Origin of the sequence: Paraburkholderia strydomiana, assembly GCF_046030495.1 — a bacterium.
GTDB classification, from domain to species: Bacteria; Pseudomonadota; Gammaproteobacteria; order Burkholderiales; family Burkholderiaceae; genus Paraburkholderia; species Paraburkholderia strydomiana_A.
In genome coordinates, this window is the sequence record NZ_JAQQCJ010000014.1 from 84,814 (window position 1) to 104,619 (window position 19,806).

A 19,806-nucleotide genomic window follows, 5' to 3' on the forward strand; every position below is an offset into this window, starting at 1 on the left:
TCGCCACATAGCGGTCCTTTGCATGCCGATATAGCGTCGAAAAAGTGACGTCAGCCCTGCGTGACGCTAACCTTGCGGGCCGTACGTTTTCGACGGGTGTCCGAAGTATCCGTTGCTCGCGGACCGCAACTCGCGCGCGGTTCAAACCACGTTGGAAGATAGACAGGCTCGTTCGTGCCCGGCGTTTCTGATTGCGCGAGCAACAATTCCGCCGCGCGCTTGCCGAGCAGTGCCGAATCTCGCATGACGGTCGCGATAGGAGGCTGATGGAAGCGGCCAAGCGGAACGTCGTCGCAGCACACAAGGGACAGGTCCTTCCCAAGCTGCAAACCGCGACGATGCACCACGCGCAGCGCCCCCTCGAGCAACTGATTGCCCCCGAGAATGACTGCGCTAGGAGGGACGGCGCCAGAAAGCATCTCCTCCAATGCCTCCTCCCCATGTTCCGGCGACAGTGTTCCGCGGTGAACCAGCAGGTCACGCGCGATACCCGACCCATCGTAGGCGTCTTCTACCGCACGGACCCGTTCCCTTGTGGGCCGCACGTCCCGGCCCACAACAAGTCCTATACGCCGATGTCCCGCTGCCAATAGATATCGGCTGGCATCTCCGACGCCACGGTAATGGTCCGACAGCACGTACTGCGCGCGAATGTCTGCGGGTAAGGTTCGATCGATGAGCACTATCGGCGTCTGGGTATTGCGCAGCGCGGCGAGCGTGCCGGGATCATCTTCGAGGGCAGGCAGGACGATCAATCCATCGACCTGGCGCTGCAACAGCACTTCGATGCGCTCCGCGTCCACGCTCGGAATGCCGCCTGAATTGGTCAAGAGAACCGAAAAACCCGCCAGACTCAGCACACTTTCCGCACCGCTCACGATCGAGGCAATCAACGGATTGGTAATGTCCGATCCGACGAAGCCGATTGAGCGTGTAGTGCGACGGCGCAAACCCTGCGCGAGCGCGTTGGGTGCATAACCGAGCTGCCGCGCAGCATCGAGCACGCGCTTAGTCAACTGTGGGCTCGATCCGCGCTGTCCCGATAGTACGCGTGATACCGAGGCAATGCCGACGCCGGCAAGCTCGGCCACTGCCTTGATACCAGATCGTCCACGCGTAGTGCCCGACGTGTCCTTGCTCATTGTTTCCTCGTTGATCTTGACATCACAGTTTACATCACATATCTTAGGAAACGTTTCCCGGAAACGTTTCCTAAGCTTGAGTCTGGTTACTCGACGACGGCAGGACGGCCGGCCCTCGGCGCGAAAATGGAGATTCTGGCGCCGAAGTCCGCGGAGCATCGGCCGCGGCCCTGGGGGAGAAACAGCGCGCTCCGCGTCGTCGCCTTATGGCGTCTCATGCGGCGCAATCAATTAGAAAGAGATGACTCCTGGAAAGTCAGGTGCCAGAGGTGCGGGGTGCTGTTCGCAACGCCATCTTCAGCGCGATCGTCGGCACGACAGTGGAGCAGTGCGACTGCCGCCTGTACGCCACCGCCGTTGCAATGCTGGTCGATGAAGCGCATGGGGAGCGCGAACGGTTGGCAACGGAAGTTGGATCTGCGTTTCATAGCGCGATGTTTTAGCAAAAACATCGGCGTTGACGACTGCGAGAGAAGACCAGTTCGTGGTCCTTATCAAAGGGGTGGTAGCCGATGCGCAGGCGCTTGCGGCCCATCCAATAATTAGAACAGAGGTGACCTTTGCAAAGTGCAGTCCATCAAACGTCCGAAGTCAGCCGCGCCATCCGAAACGCAATATTGAGTGCTATAGTCGGCACCGCCATGGAGTGGTACGACTACTATCTCTACGCGACCGCCGCAGCGACGCTTTTCAACAGACTTTTCTTTCCCTCCTACGATCACCTCACGGGCACGTTGCTAGCCTATGCGAGCTTTGCGATCGGCTTTTTCGTCCGGCCCGCGGGCAGCTTGCTTTTCGGGCGGATGGGGGATCGCCTTGGACGCAAGAAGGTGCTGGTAATGACGCTGCTCCTTATGGGCGGCTCCACCACGCTAATGGGATTGTTGCCCACCTACGCCATGATCGGCGCATGGGCGCCGCTGTTGCTCTGCGTGCTGCGGGCGCTGCAGGGGTTGGGCTCCGGCGCCGAATATGCGGGCGCCGTGCTCATGGTGATAGAAAATGCGCCGCCCAGGCGCCGCGGGTTATATGGGTCGATGCCGTATATCGGCGTCGCGCTCGGGCTGCTCATGTCGCTTGCGACGTTTCACCTTTCCTCGAGTATTTCCAAGGACGCATTCGAAGCGTGGGGATGGCGCATTCCATTCCTGCTGAGCGCCGTGGTGGTGGCCTTAGGCCTCATACTGCGCAGCTCGCTCAAAGAGACGCCCGTGTTCCTGCAGATGCAGAAGAAAAACACGACCATCAAAGCGCCCGTCACCGAAGTCTTCAAAACATCGCTGAGGCCCATGCTGTGCGCTTGGGGCGCGCGTCTGGGCGACAACTCGCTCGCCTACATTTACGAGTCGTTCGTGATCGTCTACTTCACGCAGCAGCTGCACATGGCGCGTGACGTGATCGTGACCGCGCTCATGGTCAGTACGGCGCTGCAGTTCGTCACCGTACCGTTGTTCGGCTGGGTGTCGGACAGGGTCGGCCGCAAACCTGTTTACATGGGCGGCGCGCTGATCTCGGGCCTATCCATTTTTCCGTTCTTCAGCATGCTCCAGACCGGCGAGCTGGTCTGGATCTACGCGGGATTGTTCCTCGTCTCGTCCATCGCGAAGACAATGATGACCTCGGCTCAAAGTCCGTGGTTCGCCGAAATGTTCCCGTCGCGAGTGCGCTACACCGGCTTTTCGCTCGCACGCGAAGTGACCTCGCCTATCTCGGGCGGCATTGCGCCGATGATCGCAGTCGCACTGCTCGCGGCCGGGCATGGGTCGCCACGATACGTAGCCTGGTATGTAGTCGGACTCGGCGTGATCACGGCGTTCTCGGTCTTCATGGGACCCGAGACGCGCGGCCGGCCTCTCGATGACGATCCCGTCGGCGCTGAAGATGTATTGCCTCGCGCGAGAAGCATTCAGGCCACGCATTAGAACCATTTGCTTTATCAGTCAGGAGTATCAATGAAAATCACCAGGGTGGAACCGCTGCACGTCGGTCAGTTCATGTTTGTCCGTGTGGACACAGACGAAGGCATCACAGGATACGGTGAGGCCGGCGCCTGGGGCCATATTGAAGCATCCGGCGCGGCAATTCGGCGTTTCGGCGAATACCTTGTCGGCAAAAACGCGTTTGAAATTGAGCATCACTGGAACGTGATGCATCGCTTTAGCTACTTCCAGGGGCTTGCGATCAACGCGGCCATTTCGGCCATTGACATCGCCTTGTGGGACATTAAGGGCCGCGCGCTGAACGCGCCGATCTACGAGTTGCTGGGTGGGCCGGTCCGTACAAAAGCGCGTATCTACGGGCACATCTACGAGAGCAGTATCGAGAAGATACTCGTGGAGTGCAAGGCGAAAATGGAAGCGGGTTTCACTGCATTCGGTCACCTGAACCCGTTCCTGGACGAAGGCAACGACCAGGTATATTTCAAGACACATATCAAGAAGATGCGCGACGCTATCGATAACGTGCACCGCATGCGCGAAGTGGTAGGCGATCGTGTGGATCTTCTGATCGAGTTGCATCGGCGGTTGACGCCGGCCGAGGCGATCGTGTTTGCACGCGGCATTGAAGACACGCATCCGATGTTCATCGAAGATCCAATTCGCCCGGAAGGCCCGGACGCAATGGCGCGCGTGGCCGAAAAGATCCACATTCCAATCGCAACGGGTGAGCGCTTCTCAACTATTTACGAATTTCAGGCGTTGATGGCTCGTGGTGGCATGGAATACGCGCGCGTGGATCTGTGTCTGTGCGGCGGCATCACCGGCGCACGCAAAGTGGCCGCAATGGCTGAAGCGCATCATGTCCAGGTGGTACCGCATAATCCGTTGTCGCCAATTGGCCTGGCCGCCTGCCTTCAACTCGATGCAGCCATTCCGAACTTTGCAATTCAGGAATACGCGACCGGGTTCGAAGCGGGGATCTTCGAATCGCGTCCAGAGCATTTGGGAACGAACATTGTCGACAAGGTGCCGTTGCCAAAGGATGGTTTTGTCGATATTCCCACGGGTCCGGGTCTCGGCATGGCGCTGTTGCCCGACGCTCAGCGCATTCGGCCACCGCTGTCCAAACCTGTCTCCATGCGGCCGCATTTCGACGGGTTCATTGTCGACCAATAAGGCGGGATTTATTCCGACGGGGCGCGTTTATCGACGAACAGCGCCCCGTTGCGAGATGCAAGCGCGTGGTTAAGGCAACAACAGGAATGCGGCACGTTAGGTGTCGCTGCACGCGTTCGCCCGTCACATCCACATAGCCGGCGCAGCACGTCTAGTTCTTTCGGTTCAAGGCAATGACGGGCAAGAATAGAGATTAAGTTTTTCCTTTAGATGGCCGTTAGTACACGAGCGGGAAAAACTTACGGGGGAATAGGCGATGGGGCGGCTGGGAATTGGTGGAAAACTGTGGACTGCATTGATCATCATGTGGATTGGGCTGTTCGTGCTTGGCGGCTGGGCAGCGCTGCAAAGCCGGCGGTCGATGATGGAAGAGCGCCAGACCGGTGTTCGAAATGTCGTTGAAAGCGCGCTCAGTGTTGTGAAGGCCTACGGAGCGAAGGTCACCGATCACACCATGTCACGTGAACAGGCGCAAAGCGCAGCACTCGCGGAACTGGGATCGATCAGATTTGGAAAGGATGGCTATCTATTCGTGTTTGATTCCCGCCCGGTCGTGTTGGCAATCGGTAATGCATCGGTCAAGTCGCTAATTGGTCAAAACGTTGGCGAGCGCGCTGATCCTAACGGCAAGAAGTATTACCTCGAGTTAGCCAAGGCCGCGGCCGCTGGCGGCGGTTACGTCGACTATTTCGGCGTGGCGCCCAATACGGGCGAACGGGTTCCAAAAGTAAGCTATGCAGGCGTTTATCAGCCGTGGGGCTGGTACGTTGGATCGGGGGTGTTTCTGTCGGATATCGACGCTGCGTTCGAGGCAAACCTGGTCGGTTATCTTTTGATACTCGCGTGCATTGGTGGGGTTGTTTCCACAGTGATGCTGGTGATTATCCGCAACATCAAGCGTAGCCTTGGAGGTGAACCGGCTTATGCGGCAGGAATTGTCGAGCAAATCGCCGCGGGCGACCTGTCGGTTCGCGTGGGCGGTTCGCTTATTCACGACGGTAGTCTGCTCGCGGGTATGAATCGAATGCAGCAGAGCCTCTCAACGGCGGTGGGACTGGTGCGGCAGAGCGCGAACGCAATCGATGTCGCTTCGCGTGAGCTGGCAATCGGCAATAACAACCTATCGGCGCGTACCGAGGAACAAGCAGCCTCGCTGGAGGAAACCGCGTCCAGCATGGAACAACTGACAGCCACGGTGAAACAGAATGCGGGACATGCGCATGAGGCAAGCTTGCTGGCGCAAAATGCATCCGAACTCACGGACCGCAGTAGTGACTTTGTGGCCGACCTCGTCGCGAGCATGCATACAATAGGCGAGCAATCGAAGCATGTTGTCGACATAGTCGGCACGATCGAAAGCATTGCATTCCAGACCAACATTCTGGCTTTGAATGCGGCGGTGGAAGCGGCCCGCGCAGGTGAACAAGGACGCGGTTTCGCGGTTGTGGCAAGTGAAGTACGTATGCTTGCACAGCGCTGCGCAGCCGCTGCCAAAGAGACGCGCACCATCATCGACGCGTCTGCGGGCACGGCTTTGAGCGGCTCGAGCACGGCAGACCGTGCGGCCCATTCCATGGCTGAAGTCGTTGACGCAATCCGCCGGGTGACAGCTGTGATCACCGAAATATCGGCTGCTTCCAGCGAACAGAGCGCGGGCATTGAACAGGTGCGCCTGGCGATCGATCAGATGGACGAGGTCACGCAGCAAAACGCAGCACTGGTGGAGCAGGCGACGGCGGCGACCAATTCGTTGGCGGATCAGACGGGACAGCTACAGGCCGCGGTATCGGTGTTCAAAGTCGTCAACGCGTGACGCGGATCCGTTCCATTGAGGGACTTTTACAGACGCATCGCTGCGAGGTGGAGTGGGAACGTTGCACGGCTTAACTTCCTCGCCAGTTACTCGATCCGGGACGTCAGGAGGATTATTGCCGCGAGCATCGTGGTCGGCATCGTACTCTGGTGGATGCGACCGCGAAAGAATCCCTGCATTGACACGATGTTATTGGGCAATGCAATGGCGTCGGAGAATGCGGAGACAAGGCGACCGTCGGAACCATCGTTCACTGTCGGCCCTTGTGCCGCAAAGTAGCCTCGGGGCACAAGTCAGATTTCCCTAGCTTTTACGACTTTCGGGCCGCGTCTGCGGTTTTTTTTTTGCCGGGCATGCGCGCGACAGCTTGGGGTGCGAGTCGCCTGTGCAACCTGGTGGTGGTGAAGGACTGGCGAAACGCAAGGGCCTCGTCGTGAGGCGGGATCTGAAGGAAGCGCGTGGCACAGTCACGACCTGACGAACAGAAACCAGATAATGGGGCTTACCCGGGCGGACGAGCGAGCGAATGATCGCGAAGCCCATAATCGGCAAAGGACATGAAGGACAGCCACTCGCATCGCCCCACCGGGTGTTGATTTCCACGGAATACTGACCCACCGACTGTGCGGACGAGAACCGCGTCCCCACGCTCGATCTGAAGCAACGTCCGGGGACGAACCAGCAAGCGCTCGATCGCGCGCTGCAAAGACGGTGAAACAAGGTTCCTGTTCGCCACAATGCACGACAGTATGCGCTGCGACTTGTCGATGCACACCCGCGCAGCTGCGAGGAGATCAGCCGGCGACACTCTCCGGATAGACCGTGCCGCTATATCGAGATGACGATGGGTTTTGCTTACGCATCTCGTCAACCGTATTATTACGTATAACTAACGAAAAGTAATCAATGTAGCGGTGCCGCGTGTAGGCAGTGGCGGCTCTTATGCGTCAGATTGACGGCCCCGTGGTTCCGCTTCACAGCATGTAAGCATCGGTGTAAGAGATCCCGCTAAAATGCCGTCGGCCGAGCCGACTACAATGGTTGCTAGCCAAACGATCAATACGACCAGCCATGTATTTTCCCTCGATCCATCGCGCGCGAAAACAAACAGCCCGACCAGTCTGCAGCGCCCTGTGCATTGCGGTCCTTCTGTTGCCGCTAGCCCTCCGCGCTCAGGACCAAAAGCCGGGGATTGTCTTTTCCACGATGGAGCGCGGCGCACCACTGCCATTAGGCTGGAAGAACCTGCCGGTCGTACACGGCAAGCCCGTGACGCAATACACGCTCGTTCACGAAGGCCAGACTGCCGTCCTGCAGGCGGATGCGAACCGCTCTGCGTCTGCGCTGATGCACAATGGCAACATCGACCTCGCCCGCACACCTGTCGTGGCGTGGCGCTGGAAAGCAGAAGGACCGATCGAGGGGGCCGACAACCGCGTCGGATCAAAGGAAGACGCGCCGACGCGACCGGTGTTCTTGTTCGACGGCGACAAAAGCAAGCTATCGTTTTTCGACCGGGCCAAGCTGGATCTGGCGAAGCGCCTGGGCGGCGAAGAGCTGCCTTATGCCACGCTTATGTATATCTGGTCGACCACCGCGGCGTCAGGCACTGTCATAGCCAACCCTCACACCGATCGCGTACAGATGATCGTGGTCTCCGGTCTGCCCGGCGACGCGGGTCAGTGGCAAAGCCTGCGCCGCAATATCGTGCAAGACTACGAACGGGTCTTTCACGAACCGCCAGGACGAATCAACGGCTACGGGCTGTTGACCGACACCGACAATACCGCTACTACGACGCGCGCCTGGTACGGAGACGTCGAGTTCCTGCCCGGGCCTTGATAACGCAATGGCGGCGAACGAACTGAGTCCGTCAGTACGATGCGAGTGGCTCTCTTTCAATGCTTGCGCTGTACGCAAGCATTCTCCCTGTGGCAACGACAGCTTTGCGACGGCATTGCTCATCGAGGGCGACCGGGTAGTCTCGGCCAGTCATGTCGCCGCCCGCTGGCCGGTTCGGCGGCGACATAAGACATCCACCGCAATATCTTGCGTTCGAGGCTTGTCACTTCGGCGCGACCGTGTCCCGTAAATCGAGGATCCTGGCTGATGGGATGCCCAGCATGCATCGGAAATGTGCTCGCACGCGATCGCCGACGTTCTTTCGGATATCCGAGGTGCAGCGCGATGATCGTTACGTCATTGTTGGCGCCGGCATTTCCTGCCCCGCTGCCACCGTCTATCGAGACCCGACTTGCCGCCCGCCCAGTCACCTTCGCGTCTTTAGTCGACGATACAGCGTGCGTTCGCTCATCCCAAGGTGTTGAGCAAGCGCGCCGCGGGTCCCTGAGAACTCCTGTGCGAACCGCGCAAGCTCACGATCGGTAAGCTCGCCGCGCGACGAAAGCGAGGCTGAGCCCGAATTGTTCCTCCGATTCGCCGACTCCCTCTCCATCATGTGATCCGGCAGATGTTCGACCCGGATCACCCCGTCGTCGGCCAGCAGGCACGCCCGGTCGAGCACGTTGCGCAGTTCCCGGATATTGCCGGGCCAGGAATAGGCATGGAGCCTCGCGAGAGCGTCCGGCGTCACGCTGAACTTACGGCCTGACGTGCTGCCTGCCGCGCCTCGGGCTCTACCAATACGCTGCAGTATCGAGTCGACGAGTAGCGCGATGTCGTCGGGGCGCTCGCGCACCGCCGGCAAATGAATCGGAAATGCGCTGATGCGGTAGTAGAGATCCTGGCGGAATCGGCCATCGCCGATCATGTCACGCATGGGTTTGTGCGTCGCCGCCACCAGCCGGAAATCGGCGCGCAAGGTCTCGATTCCGCCGACCCGGCGGAATGTGCCTGATTCGAGCAGACGGAGCAGCTTGACCTGCATCGACAGCGGCACATCGCCGATTTCGTCGAGAAACAGCGTTCCGCCTTGCGCGGTTTCGACCAGACCGGGTTTGCGCGCGGCTGCGCCCGTGAATGCGCCCTTTTCATAGCCGAAGAGTTCGCTTTCGAATAAGGTCTCCGTGATACCCGAGCAGTCGACGACGACAAAAGGGTGTCGCGCGCGCTCGCTTGCCTCGTGTAGGGCGCGCGCGAACAGTTCCTTACCGGTTCCAGATTCGCCAAGCAGCAGGACCGGCAGCATCGAGGGCGCTACGCGATGCAATGCCGAGATTGCGTCGTTAAACGCGATCGAGCGGCCGACCAGACCTTCCGCGCTCGGCTTGGCGGACGCGCTGCGCACAGTGGAGAGTCGCTCGACGTAAGCTACGACCTCCCGCTGCGCATTGAATATCGGCCGCAACTCGACATCGACATGCTCAGGTCCGCGAGGCGTGTGATGAATGTGGAGCACACGGTCGGGGCCGCGCAGTTCAAATGCCCGCTTCATCGGACAGTGCTCACCCGCCTGGTCGCAAGGTACGTCGTAATGGTGAGAGACCTGGTAGCACTTGCGACCAACGTGAGGCTGGTTAGCAACGCCGAACTGACGTTGATAGGCGGTGTTGGCTGCAAGGATGCGATACCGGGGATCGAGGACGATCATCGGTTGAACGTCGTGCTCCAGATAAGACACGAGGGCGTCGACATCCGGCGCCTGAGGTGACTCGTCCGGCATCGTGACGAGGGGCGTAATGGGGATAAATGACTTGGGGGATTTCACGGCAGCGACTCCAGGAAACCTCACTATACCGCTGCACTGCGACTACTGCCACCACTGCCACCGGACTGCCAGAAGTGGCAGTATTCGGTCCCGGTGGTCCGTCTGCGAATCTGCTGCCCAGCATGGCAGATTAAAAATATTGTTAAAAATCAACGTCATATGTGACTCAATATCAAATGGGCGCGTGATGGCCCGGTTCTTGTATCAAAGGGTCGATCCTGGCGCATTGGAAGAACCGTTTGATGGAGGAGATGATGTTGAATACCACGAGCCCCATGCAGGTCGAAGGTTTCTTCGACCCCGGTACCTCGACGATTAGTTACCTTTTGCTCGATGTCCGCACGGGCGACTGTGCACTGATCGATAGCGTTCTCGACTACGACCCGAAGGCAGGCCGTACCTGCACGACGTCAGCCGACAAGCTTGTCGCTCGCGTTCACGAGCTGGGCGCGAAGGTGCAGTGGCTTCTCGAAACTCACGTGCACGCCGACCATCTGTCTGCCGCGCCTTACCTCAAGGAAAGGCTCGGCGGAAAAATCGCGATCGGCGCGCATGTGACGCGCGTGCAGGACGTGTTCGGCAGGCTCTTCAACGTCGGCGCGCGATTTGCACACGATGGCAGCCAGTTCGATCACCTGCTCGCCGATGGGGAAGGATTCGCAGTCGGAGCGTTGCAGGCCTGCGCCATCCATACCCCGGGCCATACGCCGGCTTGCATGACCTATGTGGTCAGCGATGGGGCGCAGACCGCGGCTTTTGTTGGGGACACGCTGTTCGCGCCCGACTACGGCACCGCGCGTTGTGACTTTCCCGGCGGCGACGCCCGTACGCTCTACCGGTCAATCAACAAGGTGTTGAGCCTGCCGGCGGACACGAAGCTGTACATGTGCCACGACTATCAGCTCGGCGGCCGGCCTTTACAGTTTGTCAGCACGGTAGCCGAAGAACGCGAACACAACGTCCATGTACGTAAAGGTATCAGTGAGGAATCCTTCGTTGCGATGCGCACGGCACGCGACGCGACGCTCGACATGCCGGTGCTGATGCTGCCGTCGGTGCAGGTCAACATGCGCGCCGGACATATGCCCGATCCGGAAGATAACGGCGTGCCGTATTTAAAGATTCCCCTCAACGCAATCTGAGCGTTGCACCTGGTTAGCAGAAGCGACTGGAGAAGTCGATGGACATCAAGAAACTGACGGCTGAACTGGCGGTATCACAACAGATTGCCGCATCCGACCTGCATGCGATCGCGGACGCTGGCTTTCGCGCCGTCGTCTGCAATCGCCCCGACGGCGAAGGTTCCGACCAGCCCAACTTTAGCGAGATCGAGGCGGCGGCCCGTGAACAGGGTATCGAGACCCGCTACCTGCCAATCGAGTCCGGGAAGGTCGGCGATGACGAGGCTGCGCAGTTCGGCGAACTGATGCAGGCACTGCCGAAGCCGGTGCTCGCCTATTGCCGCACCGGGATGCGCGCCGCGACGCTGTGGGCGCTGTCCGAAGCGCCCCGCCGGGCGTTGCCGGACATCGTCGCCGCTGCCAATGCAGCAGGCTATGATCTGTCCGCGCTGGCGCGGCGTATCGCCAACGGCGGCAAGGTGCCCGTCGAAGTCGCCGTGGCCAGTCACGACATTGTGATCATCGGCGCAGGCGCCGCCGGCGTGGCGGCAGCCGCGAGCCTGCTCGCGCGCGACCGCAACCTCGACATCGCCATCATCGACCCGGCCGACGTCCACTATTACCAGCCAGGTTGGACCATGGTCGGAGCCGGTGTGTTCGATCCCGAGACCACCGCCCGCGAGATGGCCGCCGTGCTCCCGCGCAAGGTGCACTGGATCAAGGCCGCGGTGGCTGCGTTTGAGCCGGAAAAGAATTCGGTTGTTCTCGAAGGATGCCGGGTGGTGAGCTACAGGCAGCTCATCGTTTGTCCGGGACTGAAGCTGGACTGGCATGCTATCGACGGGTTGCCGGAAACTCTTGGCCAGAACGGCGTGACGTCCAACTATCGCTACGACCTTGCTCCCTATACCTGGCAGCTCGTGCGCGAGCTCAGAGGTGGCCGCGCGCTGTTCACCCAGCCGCCGATGCCGATCAAATGCGCCGGGGCGCCGCAAAAGGCGATGTATCTGTCCTCGGATCACTGGCGGCGTTCAGGCCGGCTCGAGCAGATAGATGTCCAGTTCTTCAATGCCGGGGCTGTGTTGTTCGGCGTGGCCGACTATGTCCCGGCATTGATGGAGTACGTCAGGCGTTACGACATCGCGCTGAACTTCGGTTTCAACCTGAGTGCGATAGACGGGCCGGCCAGGCGCGCGACTTTCAGGCGCACACTCGAGAACGGCAGCGTGGAATCGGTGACCAGTGAGTTTGACATGATCCACGTGGTGCCGCCACAGAAGGCACCGGACTTCATCCGCGTCAGTCCGCTGGCCGATAAGGCTGGCTGGGTCGACGTCGACCAGGCGACGCTGCGCCACAAGACCTTCTCAAACGTCTTCGCGCTCGGCGATGCCGCGAACCCGCCAAATGCGAAAACCGCCGCCGCCGCGCGCAAGCAGGCACCCGTTGTCGCCCACAACGTGCTTGCCGCCCTCGGGAAGGTCCCGGGCGAGGCAGCATACGACGGTTATGGATCATGCCCGCTGACCGTCGAACGCGGCAAGATCGTGCTCGCGGAATTCCTCTATGGCGGCAAGGTCGCGCCGACGCTGCCGACCTGGCTGATCGACGGCAAGCGCCCGTCGCGACTCGCGTGGTTGCTGAAGGAGCGCATCCTGCCGCCGCTTTACTGGCAGGGGATGCTCAAGGGGCGCGAGTGGATGGCGCAGCCTGAACTCGTGGGCTAACGCAGCGGTGGCTCACAACCTATCGGATTCCTCATGCTAACTTCACTTATCCTCGGCGCCATCGTTGGGGCGGTGCTCGGCCTGACCGGCGCTGGTGGCGGCATCCTCGCAGTTCCGGCACTGGTGGCCGGCATGGGCTGGCCGATGCAGCAGGCGACGCCGGTTGCGCTGGTTGCCGTGGCAGGCAGCGCTGCGATCGGTGCGCTCGAAGCATTCCGGCGGCGGCTCGTCCGCTACCGAGCTGCGCTGTTCATGGCCGCAGCGGGTGTGCCGCTGACCTCGGTCGGCGTGCGCCTCGCGCACGCATTACCGCAACGCGTGTTAATTGCGCTGTTTGCCGCCGTCATGCTGGTGGTGGCGGGGAGGCTGCTGTCGCAGGCTTCGCGGCGCGGGCGTCCGGACCACGCGGAGTCACGGTTTTGCGTCGGCCATATCAACCCTGCCACCGGACGGCTGATCTGGTCGTGGACCACCGGGGTCGCACTCGCGGCAACCGGCGCGCTGACCGGATTGATGACCGGGTTCCTCGGCGTGGGCGGCGGCTTCATCATCGTGCCCATGCTGCGCAAAGTGACCAACGTCTCGATGCATGGCATCGTCGCTACATCGCTGATGGTGATTGCGCTGGTCGGCGTCGGCGGTATCGTTGCGACGGTCCTGCACGGCGCGCCGCTGCCGCTCGACCTGACACTGTTGTTCAGCCTGACGACAGCGGCCGGCATGGTGGCCGGGCGGTTGGCCTCGCACCGTCTCTCTGCGCAGCACGTACAGGTAGGGTTCGCAGGCGTGTTGATCTGCGTGGCGCTCGGGCTGATGGCAAAAGCTGCACTGGGTAATTGACCATCGTGCCCGTCCATCGCATACCACTTTGGTAACCGTTGCGCTACAAAATAAGCGTGGTCGCTACCCATTTCCGGATCGCCGCGTCCCGTCACTAACGGTCCGGGCGAGACTTCACCAGTCGCTCCGGTGCTTTTCTTCGGTCTCCCGGTGGCGCTCTTCGTCGGGTGTGTGAAGGTAGGGGTTGGTGCTCGTCAGCGACGCGTGACGCAGGTTGTCGCGAACTGTCCGCAGATCGGTGCCGCCGTCGGCCATGTGGGAGCCTGCGGTGTGGCGCAACCAGTGTGCGGACGCGTGATCGAGCAGATCGGCCTGTCCCTTGAACCCGTCGCCACGCAACCGGAGCCCTTCGGCCGCGCCGGCAAAGATGCCCTTGACGATTGTGTGCAGTGCGGCGCGTGTGAGCGGCTTCATCGATTTGCCCAGCGGCAGCACGAGTGGCGTGTCTTCGTGCCTTGACGGCAGGGCGGACAGGCCGCACTCGAGCCGCTAGCGCCCGAGTTCGACCATCATTTCCGCGGAGACTGGCACGAGCCCTTCCTTGTCGCCTTTGCCCATCACTTCGAGCCACCAGCGCTCATGGCCATCGGCATCGCGCCGGCAGAAGAAGCATCCCATCGTGTTGCCGCTGACCTCGGAGATACGCAGACCGCCGAGATAGAAGAGCGTGAACAGCCACCGTGCGCGCAGGTAACGCTCGCGCTCGCGTGGGTGTCGATATGGAGCTTCACTTCCTGCCATAGCTCGCGGTCGAGATAGCGCGTGATGCGCGGCTTCGTGCGGCGGGTGCGCTGCCGGGACAGCGACAGCGGATTGCCAGCCAGATAGCCTGCTTCGACCAGCCAAGCAAACAGCGCGTTGATTATCACCATCGCCTGACGCTGGCTGCTTGCGGCGAGCGCGCCGTAGAAGGGACGCCAGCGCGGATCATGGCGCGGGAATTTGCGGCCGCCTTCCGCGACCCAGTGTGGGCGCGGCTGCGGGTCCTGCAGGAATTGCCGGAACAGTTGCAGGTCTTCGTGCGTGAGCAACGACAGCGGTTTGCCCAGCTGCACGATCGCCCATAGCAGCAGCCGTTCAGCTTCCTTGCGGTAATTCTCGAAGGTGGTCTTTTTGTCGGCGACCGTAGAGCGAAGTAATATTGTCACTAGCCACTGCCCGCTGGGACGGGGCGTGAGCCTCCGAGTTGACGCATTTACTTCGTCCCGCAGCGAAGAAAAGTTGTCAATTCGCATCAGTGCGCATTAATTTCGTCAACTCACGTTCGTCCTAGACCATGAAATCCTCAGGCAGGAGGCCCGCATGGTCGGCGTTCCGCGAAGTTTCGAGCCGCTCACGCTGACTCGCCCTCGCGGCGCGCACCGTTATGGCGTGTTCAGTCCGAAACTGGGGCGACATCTGACGCTATAAAGGCGCAGCGCTTTCGAAGCATGGCTGATGCTCGAAGCGGATCCTGTTGCAAAGGCATTCTGTGAGCGGCCTGGCCTCATGGCAGTCGACCGGCAACGCTGCGTCGTAGATTTCTGGACAACGTCATGACATCCATGAATGCCTGGCACTACTATCGGAAACAACACCCGCGACGGATCGGCTGTGCGCACACCCTGATCCAGTTGATGAAGGTTGACATAGACCGGTACGAGGGCCTGGAGCCGATGCGCGATGTTTGGGATCTAAGGTGCCTACGACGCAGGCTGCAGATTCCCGCCAAGGTGTTGCGAGAGTCCCTTCTTGAGGGTGCTCCGCGAGGTGGCATCACCCGGCATTCTGATATTGCTGGCATTGCGCGCCCCTTGGTCACCACAGCGTGATACCAAATGTTCAGCGAGAATCGCTGCCATGCGCACCAGCGCACGAGCGGCTTGTCGCGTCGCCCCAATCGCTGATTACCATAGAGCGTGAATTCTCCACGGGCGATCCATCACTCGTCCGGCCGGCCGTTTTCGAACTGCTGCATCGCGGTCGCATCCAGGCGCTAGAGTTACACACTGAAAGCCTGTCGTTTCTGACGCGCTTCGTTGCAATACAGGCCCCATTATGAGCTGCCGCGGAACCGAATTTCAGACGCTGGATCTCACCTCGTGGCCCACAATCGCATGGACAAAGCTCGACGCCGCCGGGCGCAGTCGCGTCCAGAGGCATATCGACGCCATTGAGCGTTATGCCACAGATGAGCCTGTCGGAAGTATTGAGGCCGCAACTGGAGTCAACCGCAGACAGTTCTACCGGCTTCTCAACAGGGCGCTCTCGCTGCATGCCGATGGGCGGCTATACGGCTTCCGTGCCTTCCATGGCATCCGCAATGCCGAAAATGTCGCCACGTGTCTGAACGGGTACGACCAGACAGCCTATCCGGAGGGCACGCAGTGGAGCTTCACGAGGTCTTACCTGCCACAGGCGTTCGATGCAGGTTATCGACTTGTCAGCGATACTGACTCTACTCTGGAATGCCTTCGAGGCCGCGCACCACAAGGCGACCCTGCCTGGCCGTCTCGAAATACCTATGGAATCGTTTGCGCGGGCCGTCGAGATCGTGCTCAAGGATAGCGAACTCAGGGATGCTCCGGGGTATTGTCCGGACGCCTCGTCGTTGGCACCCGACAGCACCGTCGGCTACTACGTTGGCTGGAAGGAACAGTCTCTGAGCGTCTCGCGCGAATGTGCCCATGTGCCATTCTGGTTGTTCCAGCTTCCTATGAAAGAGATGTCTGCGGCGGTCCCAAGCGAATGCTCTTCGCCGTCGACGGTAGCGCTCCATCGCAGCATGCCCTTCAATACGGTTTAAAACTCGCCACGAAACAGACATCCTTGCGCATCGTAAACATTCTTGATCAGGCGGTGTCGATGAGCGATTTCGTGCCGCTTCCTTTGTTTCAAGATGCACTTGTCAAAGAGAGCAACGCAGCGCTTGCGGCGGCAGCGGAGTTGCTTGCCGGATTACGAATCGAGGTGGAATCCGCGATGATCAACACGGAAAGGACCGGCGACGATGTACCCCACGCCATCGTGAGGGAAGCCGATCATTGGAATGCCGATCTGGTCGTGGTGGGCACACACGGTCGACGTGGTCTCTCGCGCTGCTGCTGGGTAGCGTGGCGAGCCGCGTACTGCGTATCACCCATGTACCGGTGTTGCTCGTCCGCCCAATCCAAGCATGAAGCAGGCTTCGGTCGTGGCGCAACATTGGGTGAAATGATTGTACGCATGTTCCGATTCGATAAACTCGTGCCCGACCACCGGCAATCCATTACTTGGGGGTGTCATTGCGTTGAACCGGTTGCCGCAGCTGTTGCCGTGCCGCCTCTGTCTGCCATTCGCGCCACAGCGCCATCAGAACAGCCAGTATCGCGGGCCCAAGGAACAACCCGATCAGACCGAATGCGGCGAGTCCCCCAAGCACCCCAAACATGACGAGCAGAAATGGAATGCGTGCGCTGCTGCTAATGACAAACGGCCTTATCAGATTGTCTACCCAGCTTATGACCAGCATTCCCCATAGCAATAATCCGACTCCGGCCACCGTGCGGCCTGCAAATAGAAGTCCGACTGCCACCGGTACCCATACCAATGGCGTGCCAAAAGGAATCAATGCTACGAGAGCAGTGATCCCTGCCAGAGTGACGGGCGCAGCTACGCCTGCGGCCCAGTAACCCAGCCCCGCCAAGACTGCCTGCGCGATCGCTGTCAGCACAATGCCGTAGACGACGGATCGGGTCATGCTGCCGATCGCGGTGAGATAGTCGTCAAGGCGCTCACCGAGGAAAGGCCGCAAAGCCTGCCGTATCTGATTCAGGAGACTTTCTCCATCGCGGTACGCAAAAAACAGCGTCACGAGAGCAAACCCCAGCTTTGTGGCGTTTCGGGCCGCACTTCCGAGGATGTCACCGATTTCGCTTGTCCAGCGATTCGCCCATCCTGAGAGATGGGAGCGAATGGCAGGGGGATCAATCTCCACATGATCGAGAAACGCCTGCAACGAGGACCCGATCCAGGGGATGCGCGCCAGAAAATCGGGTAAGTCGCGAGGACGATCGGAGAAGTAGGCGACGATAGCCCGGCTGGCGTCCCTTAGATCTTCCGTCAACGGCTTCATCAGCCAGAGGACTGGCAGTATGCACGCACACGTCAGGAGAAGGGTCATCAGCAGCGCGCTAGTCCCCGCGCTTTCGCGGAGCAAGCGTCGCAAACGGCTGTAGGCGGGCCAGGTGACATACGAAATAATCAGCGCCCACGCGACCGGAACTAGAAAAGGGCGCAGAACCAGGAACCCCAAAGCTACCAGACCAGCCAGAAGCAGTGCTAGCACGACATGCTTTCCCGATGGCATTGAACGCTCCCGTTGGTGGATTCGGTCTTTCTGTATCTGGGCAGTGATCGCAGGCCGAAACAATGCTCCAGATGCGAGGCAGGAGACCATATGATTCGCCCCTACCCGCACGTGACTGGTTGACAAAGGTCAATCAGCGAGTCTTACCTTCACCGATACTGGCACTTGCCGCGTACATCTTCCCTGCGACGTTCGTCGACTCTCACAGAAGGATCGGTCCATGTTGACTCCGACGCGCACGATTAGCCCTGAGGCAGAAGGTTTCGACAAATGGCACGCAATGCAGGTCGCGACCGTCGCCATGCAACCGGGCACCGATAGCGATTATGGTCTGACACTGGCAGAGGCGGACCGGCGCCTCGCCAGAGACGGGCCGAACGAAATTCGTGAGCAGCGGCGCCGGAGCGTCCTTGACATGCTGATCTGTCAGTTCAAGGACTTCATGATCGTCGCTCTGTTGGCTGCGGCTCTCGTGTCGGGCCTGATCGGCGAGGCCGCGGACGCGCTCGTGATCATCTCGATCGTATTGCTTAACGCCACAGTCGGCTTCATCCAGGACTATCGCGCCGAGCGCGTGATGGCGTCGCTCGCACAACTCGCCAGGCTGCAGGCGACAGTCATTCGCGAAGGCGAATGTCAAACGGCCCCGGCATCGGGCATTGTGCAGGGCGACGTCGTTTTGCTGGATACCGGTTCTACCGTTCCCGTCGATCTTCGTCTTGCCGAGGCGTCCGGGCTGAAGATCGCCGAAGCGGTTCTCACTGGGGAGTCGGTGCCGGTAGAGAAGGGCACCGCGTCGCTTGACGACGCTTCGCTACAACTCGCCGACCGGACAAACATGGCTTTCAAGGGCACTGTTGTCACCTACGGTCGAGCACGAGGGATTGCCGTTGCTACCGGCATGGCCACCGAACTCGGCAAGATTGCCGGGGTGCTCGAAACGGCACCTGCAGTCCAGACGCCGCTGCAAAAGCGTCTTGCAGAGTTTGGGCGCCGACTGGCTACGATGATTCTTGTGATCTGCGCGATCATCTTTGCGACGGGTGTGCTGCGTGGCGAGCCAGTGCTGCTCATGCTTCTCACGAGCCTGAGTCTTGCTGTCGCCGCTATCCCTGAAGCTTTACCCGCAGTGGTGACCGCGATGCTTGCCCTTGGTGCGCGCAATATGGCACGACACAACGCCCTGGTGCGACGTTTGCCTGCGGTCGAAACCCTGGGATCCGTGAGCTGGATCTGCACCGACAAGACCGGCACATTGACCTTGAACGAGATGCGCACAACTGAACTCTACGCTGATGGCGTGCGGTTTCCAATCGCATCGTTCGATACAAAAAGGCCGCTACGAGATGCTTGCTGGAGGCATTGACGTTATGCAACAACGTTAGCCGTGCTGCGGGCGGGGAGGTCGCTGGCGATCCGACCGAGGTTGCGTTGTGGAGAGCGGCCGATGACGCTGGCTTCGACAAGAGCGCGCTCGAAGTCACGGACCCGCGTTCACTGGAGTTCCCGTTTGACTCCGATCGCAAGCGGATGACGACGATTCACCGCAACGGAACGGGATTCATTGCCTACACGAAGGGCGCACCGGAGACAGTCGTTGAACGTTGCAGCGCATGCCTCTTGGATCACGGTATAGTCGCCGTGGACCACGAACGGGTGCTGGCGGCTGCTGAGGCGATGGCGGAGAGTGGTCTTCGTGTACTCGCCGTTGCGAGCCGGAAGTGGGACAGCCTGCCTGCCGGTCACAATATCGAAGAAGTCGAATGCGGTCTCACTCTGCTTGGCCTGGCTGGCATGCGTGATCCCCCGCGGCCCGACGTCCGGCAGGCGGTTAAGGCCTGCAAATCCGCAGGAATCACTCCCGTAATGGTTACGGGGGATCATCCCGTAACCGCGTGCGCTATCGCTCGCGAACTCGGCATCCTCGTCCCCGAGGACACCGTGTTGACCGGCCGCGAACTCAGTCGCCTCACGCATGAAGCTCTGGTCGCGCAGGTGTATCCGTCAGCGCATCCCGTCTTGAACGCACGCAAGCCCGGTGCGAAGGGGTAGC

At 60.3% G+C, this 19,806-nt stretch carries 12 protein-coding genes and 3 pseudogenes; 11 read left to right on the forward strand and 4 right to left on the reverse strand.

Annotation, left to right across the window (positions count from 1 at the left end):
- Positions 1–50: 50 nt before the first annotated feature.
- Positions 51–1,142: a LacI family DNA-binding transcriptional regulator gene (locus PQQ53_RS19605; RefSeq protein WP_408325450.1), complete on the reverse strand. Its 1,092-nt coding sequence runs from the start codon at positions 1,140–1,142 to the stop codon at positions 51–53.
- 617 nt (positions 1,143–1,759) lie between these two features.
- Here PQQ53_RS19605 and PQQ53_RS19610 point away from each other — a divergent pair.
- From PQQ53_RS19610 to PQQ53_RS19625, 4 genes are all read left to right on the forward strand, one after another.
- The gene (locus tag PQQ53_RS19610) at positions 1,760–3,064 is read left to right on the forward strand and encodes an MFS transporter (protein WP_408325453.1); all 1,305 of its coding nucleotides are present in this window, start codon (positions 1,760–1,762) and stop codon (positions 3,062–3,064) included.
- Between the two features lie 30 nt (positions 3,065–3,094).
- Complete coding sequence (locus PQQ53_RS19615) at positions 3,095–4,258, forward strand: mandelate racemase/muconate lactonizing enzyme family protein (protein ID WP_408325456.1); 1,164 nt, start codon at positions 3,095–3,097, stop codon at positions 4,256–4,258.
- Between the two features lie 256 nt (positions 4,259–4,514).
- The gene (locus PQQ53_RS19620; RefSeq protein ID WP_408325459.1) at positions 4,515–6,071 is read left to right on the forward strand and encodes a methyl-accepting chemotaxis protein; all 1,557 of its coding nucleotides are present in this window, start codon (positions 4,515–4,517) and stop codon (positions 6,069–6,071) included.
- A 1,071-nt stretch (positions 6,072–7,142) separates the two neighbouring features.
- Entirely contained in the window at positions 7,143–7,913 is a 771-nt protein-coding gene (locus tag PQQ53_RS19625) for a DUF3047 domain-containing protein (RefSeq protein ID WP_408325462.1), read from the forward strand.
- Positions 7,914–8,340: 427 nt separating this feature from the next.
- Here the strand turns inward: PQQ53_RS19625 and PQQ53_RS19630 are convergent, their stop codons facing one another.
- Entirely contained in the window at positions 8,341–9,693 is a 1,353-nt protein-coding gene (locus PQQ53_RS19630; RefSeq protein WP_408150737.1) for a sigma-54 interaction domain-containing protein, read from the reverse strand.
- A 287-nt stretch (positions 9,694–9,980) separates the two neighbouring features.
- Here PQQ53_RS19630 and PQQ53_RS19635 point away from each other — a divergent pair, with 287 nt between their 5' ends.
- Genes PQQ53_RS19635 through PQQ53_RS19645 form a run of 3 tightly spaced genes read left to right on the forward strand, consistent with a single transcriptional unit; the run spans position 9,981 to position 13,426 of the window.
- Positions 9,981–10,880 carry an MBL fold metallo-hydrolase gene (locus tag PQQ53_RS19635; protein WP_408325465.1) on the forward strand — a complete coding sequence of 300 codons (900 nt, stop codon included), beginning with the start codon at positions 9,981–9,983 and terminating at the stop codon, positions 10,878–10,880.
- Between the two features lie 38 nt (positions 10,881–10,918).
- Positions 10,919–12,586 (forward strand): bifunctional protein tyrosine phosphatase family protein/NAD(P)/FAD-dependent oxidoreductase, encoded by a 1,668-nt coding sequence (locus PQQ53_RS19640; RefSeq protein WP_408150729.1) that lies wholly within the window; start codon positions 10,919–10,921, stop codon positions 12,584–12,586.
- A 33-nt stretch (positions 12,587–12,619) separates the two neighbouring features.
- Complete coding sequence (locus tag PQQ53_RS19645; protein WP_408325468.1) at positions 12,620–13,426, forward strand: sulfite exporter TauE/SafE family protein; 807 nt, start codon at positions 12,620–12,622, stop codon at positions 13,424–13,426.
- A gap of 114 nt (positions 13,427–13,540) precedes the next feature.
- Here PQQ53_RS19645 and PQQ53_RS19650 read toward each other — a convergent pair.
- Positions 13,541–14,550 (reverse strand): annotated as a pseudogene (locus PQQ53_RS19650) (tyrosine-type recombinase/integrase); the annotation flags it as partial.
- A gap of 1,159 nt (positions 14,551–15,709) precedes the next feature.
- Here PQQ53_RS19650 and PQQ53_RS19655 point away from each other — a divergent pair.
- Positions 15,710–16,007: pseudogene (locus PQQ53_RS19655) on the forward strand (ATP-binding protein); the annotation flags it as partial.
- Positions 16,008–16,153: 146 nt separating this feature from the next.
- Positions 16,154–16,444: pseudogene (locus PQQ53_RS19660) on the forward strand (universal stress protein); the annotation flags it as partial.
- A gap of 229 nt (positions 16,445–16,673) precedes the next feature.
- On the opposite strand, the gene PQQ53_RS19665 reads toward PQQ53_RS19660, so the two are convergent.
- Positions 16,674–17,732 carry an AI-2E family transporter gene (locus PQQ53_RS19665; RefSeq protein WP_408150725.1) on the reverse strand — a complete coding sequence of 353 codons (1,059 nt, stop codon included), beginning with the start codon at positions 17,730–17,732 and terminating at the stop codon, positions 16,674–16,676.
- 241 nt (positions 17,733–17,973) lie between these two features.
- On the opposite strand from PQQ53_RS19665, the gene PQQ53_RS19670 reads away from it, so the two are divergent.
- Together PQQ53_RS19670 and PQQ53_RS19675 are read left to right on the forward strand one after the other, a co-directional pair.
- The gene (locus tag PQQ53_RS19670) at positions 17,974–19,119 is read left to right on the forward strand and encodes an HAD-IC family P-type ATPase (RefSeq protein ID WP_408325470.1); all 1,146 of its coding nucleotides are present in this window, start codon (positions 17,974–17,976) and stop codon (positions 19,117–19,119) included.
- Positions 19,104–19,805, forward strand: coding sequence for an HAD family hydrolase (locus tag PQQ53_RS19675; RefSeq protein WP_408325472.1), 702 nt, complete (start codon positions 19,104–19,106; stop codon positions 19,803–19,805). Before PQQ53_RS19670 ends, PQQ53_RS19675 begins: the two co-directional genes overlap by 16 nt.
- The last annotated feature ends 1 nt before the right edge of the window (position 19,806 follow it).

Excerpts from the sequence above, each read along its gene's own strand:
- PQQ53_RS19605 (WP_408325450.1), bottom strand. The coding sequence starts at position 1,142 with ATGAGCAAGGACACGTCGGGCACTACGCGTGGACGATCTGGTATCAAG.
- PQQ53_RS19615 (WP_408325456.1), top strand. The coding sequence starts at position 3,095 with ATGAAAATCACCAGGGTGGAACCGCTGCACGTCGGTCAGTTCATGTTT.
- PQQ53_RS19620 (WP_408325459.1), top strand. The coding sequence starts at position 4,515 with ATGGGGCGGCTGGGAATTGGTGGAAAACTGTGGACTGCATTGATCATC.
- PQQ53_RS19625 (WP_408325462.1), top strand. The coding sequence starts at position 7,143 with ATGTATTTTCCCTCGATCCATCGCGCGCGAAAACAAACAGCCCGACCA.
- PQQ53_RS19630 (WP_408150737.1), bottom strand. The coding sequence starts at position 9,693 with ATGCCGGACGAGTCACCTCAGGCGCCGGATGTCGACGCCCTCGTGTCT.
- PQQ53_RS19635 (WP_408325465.1), top strand. The coding sequence starts at position 9,981 with ATGGAGGAGATGATGTTGAATACCACGAGCCCCATGCAGGTCGAAGGT.
- PQQ53_RS19640 (WP_408150729.1), top strand. The coding sequence starts at position 10,919 with ATGGACATCAAGAAACTGACGGCTGAACTGGCGGTATCACAACAGATT.
- PQQ53_RS19645 (WP_408325468.1), top strand. The coding sequence starts at position 12,620 with ATGCTAACTTCACTTATCCTCGGCGCCATCGTTGGGGCGGTGCTCGGC.
- PQQ53_RS19670 (WP_408325470.1), top strand. The coding sequence starts at position 17,974 with ATGTTGACTCCGACGCGCACGATTAGCCCTGAGGCAGAAGGTTTCGAC.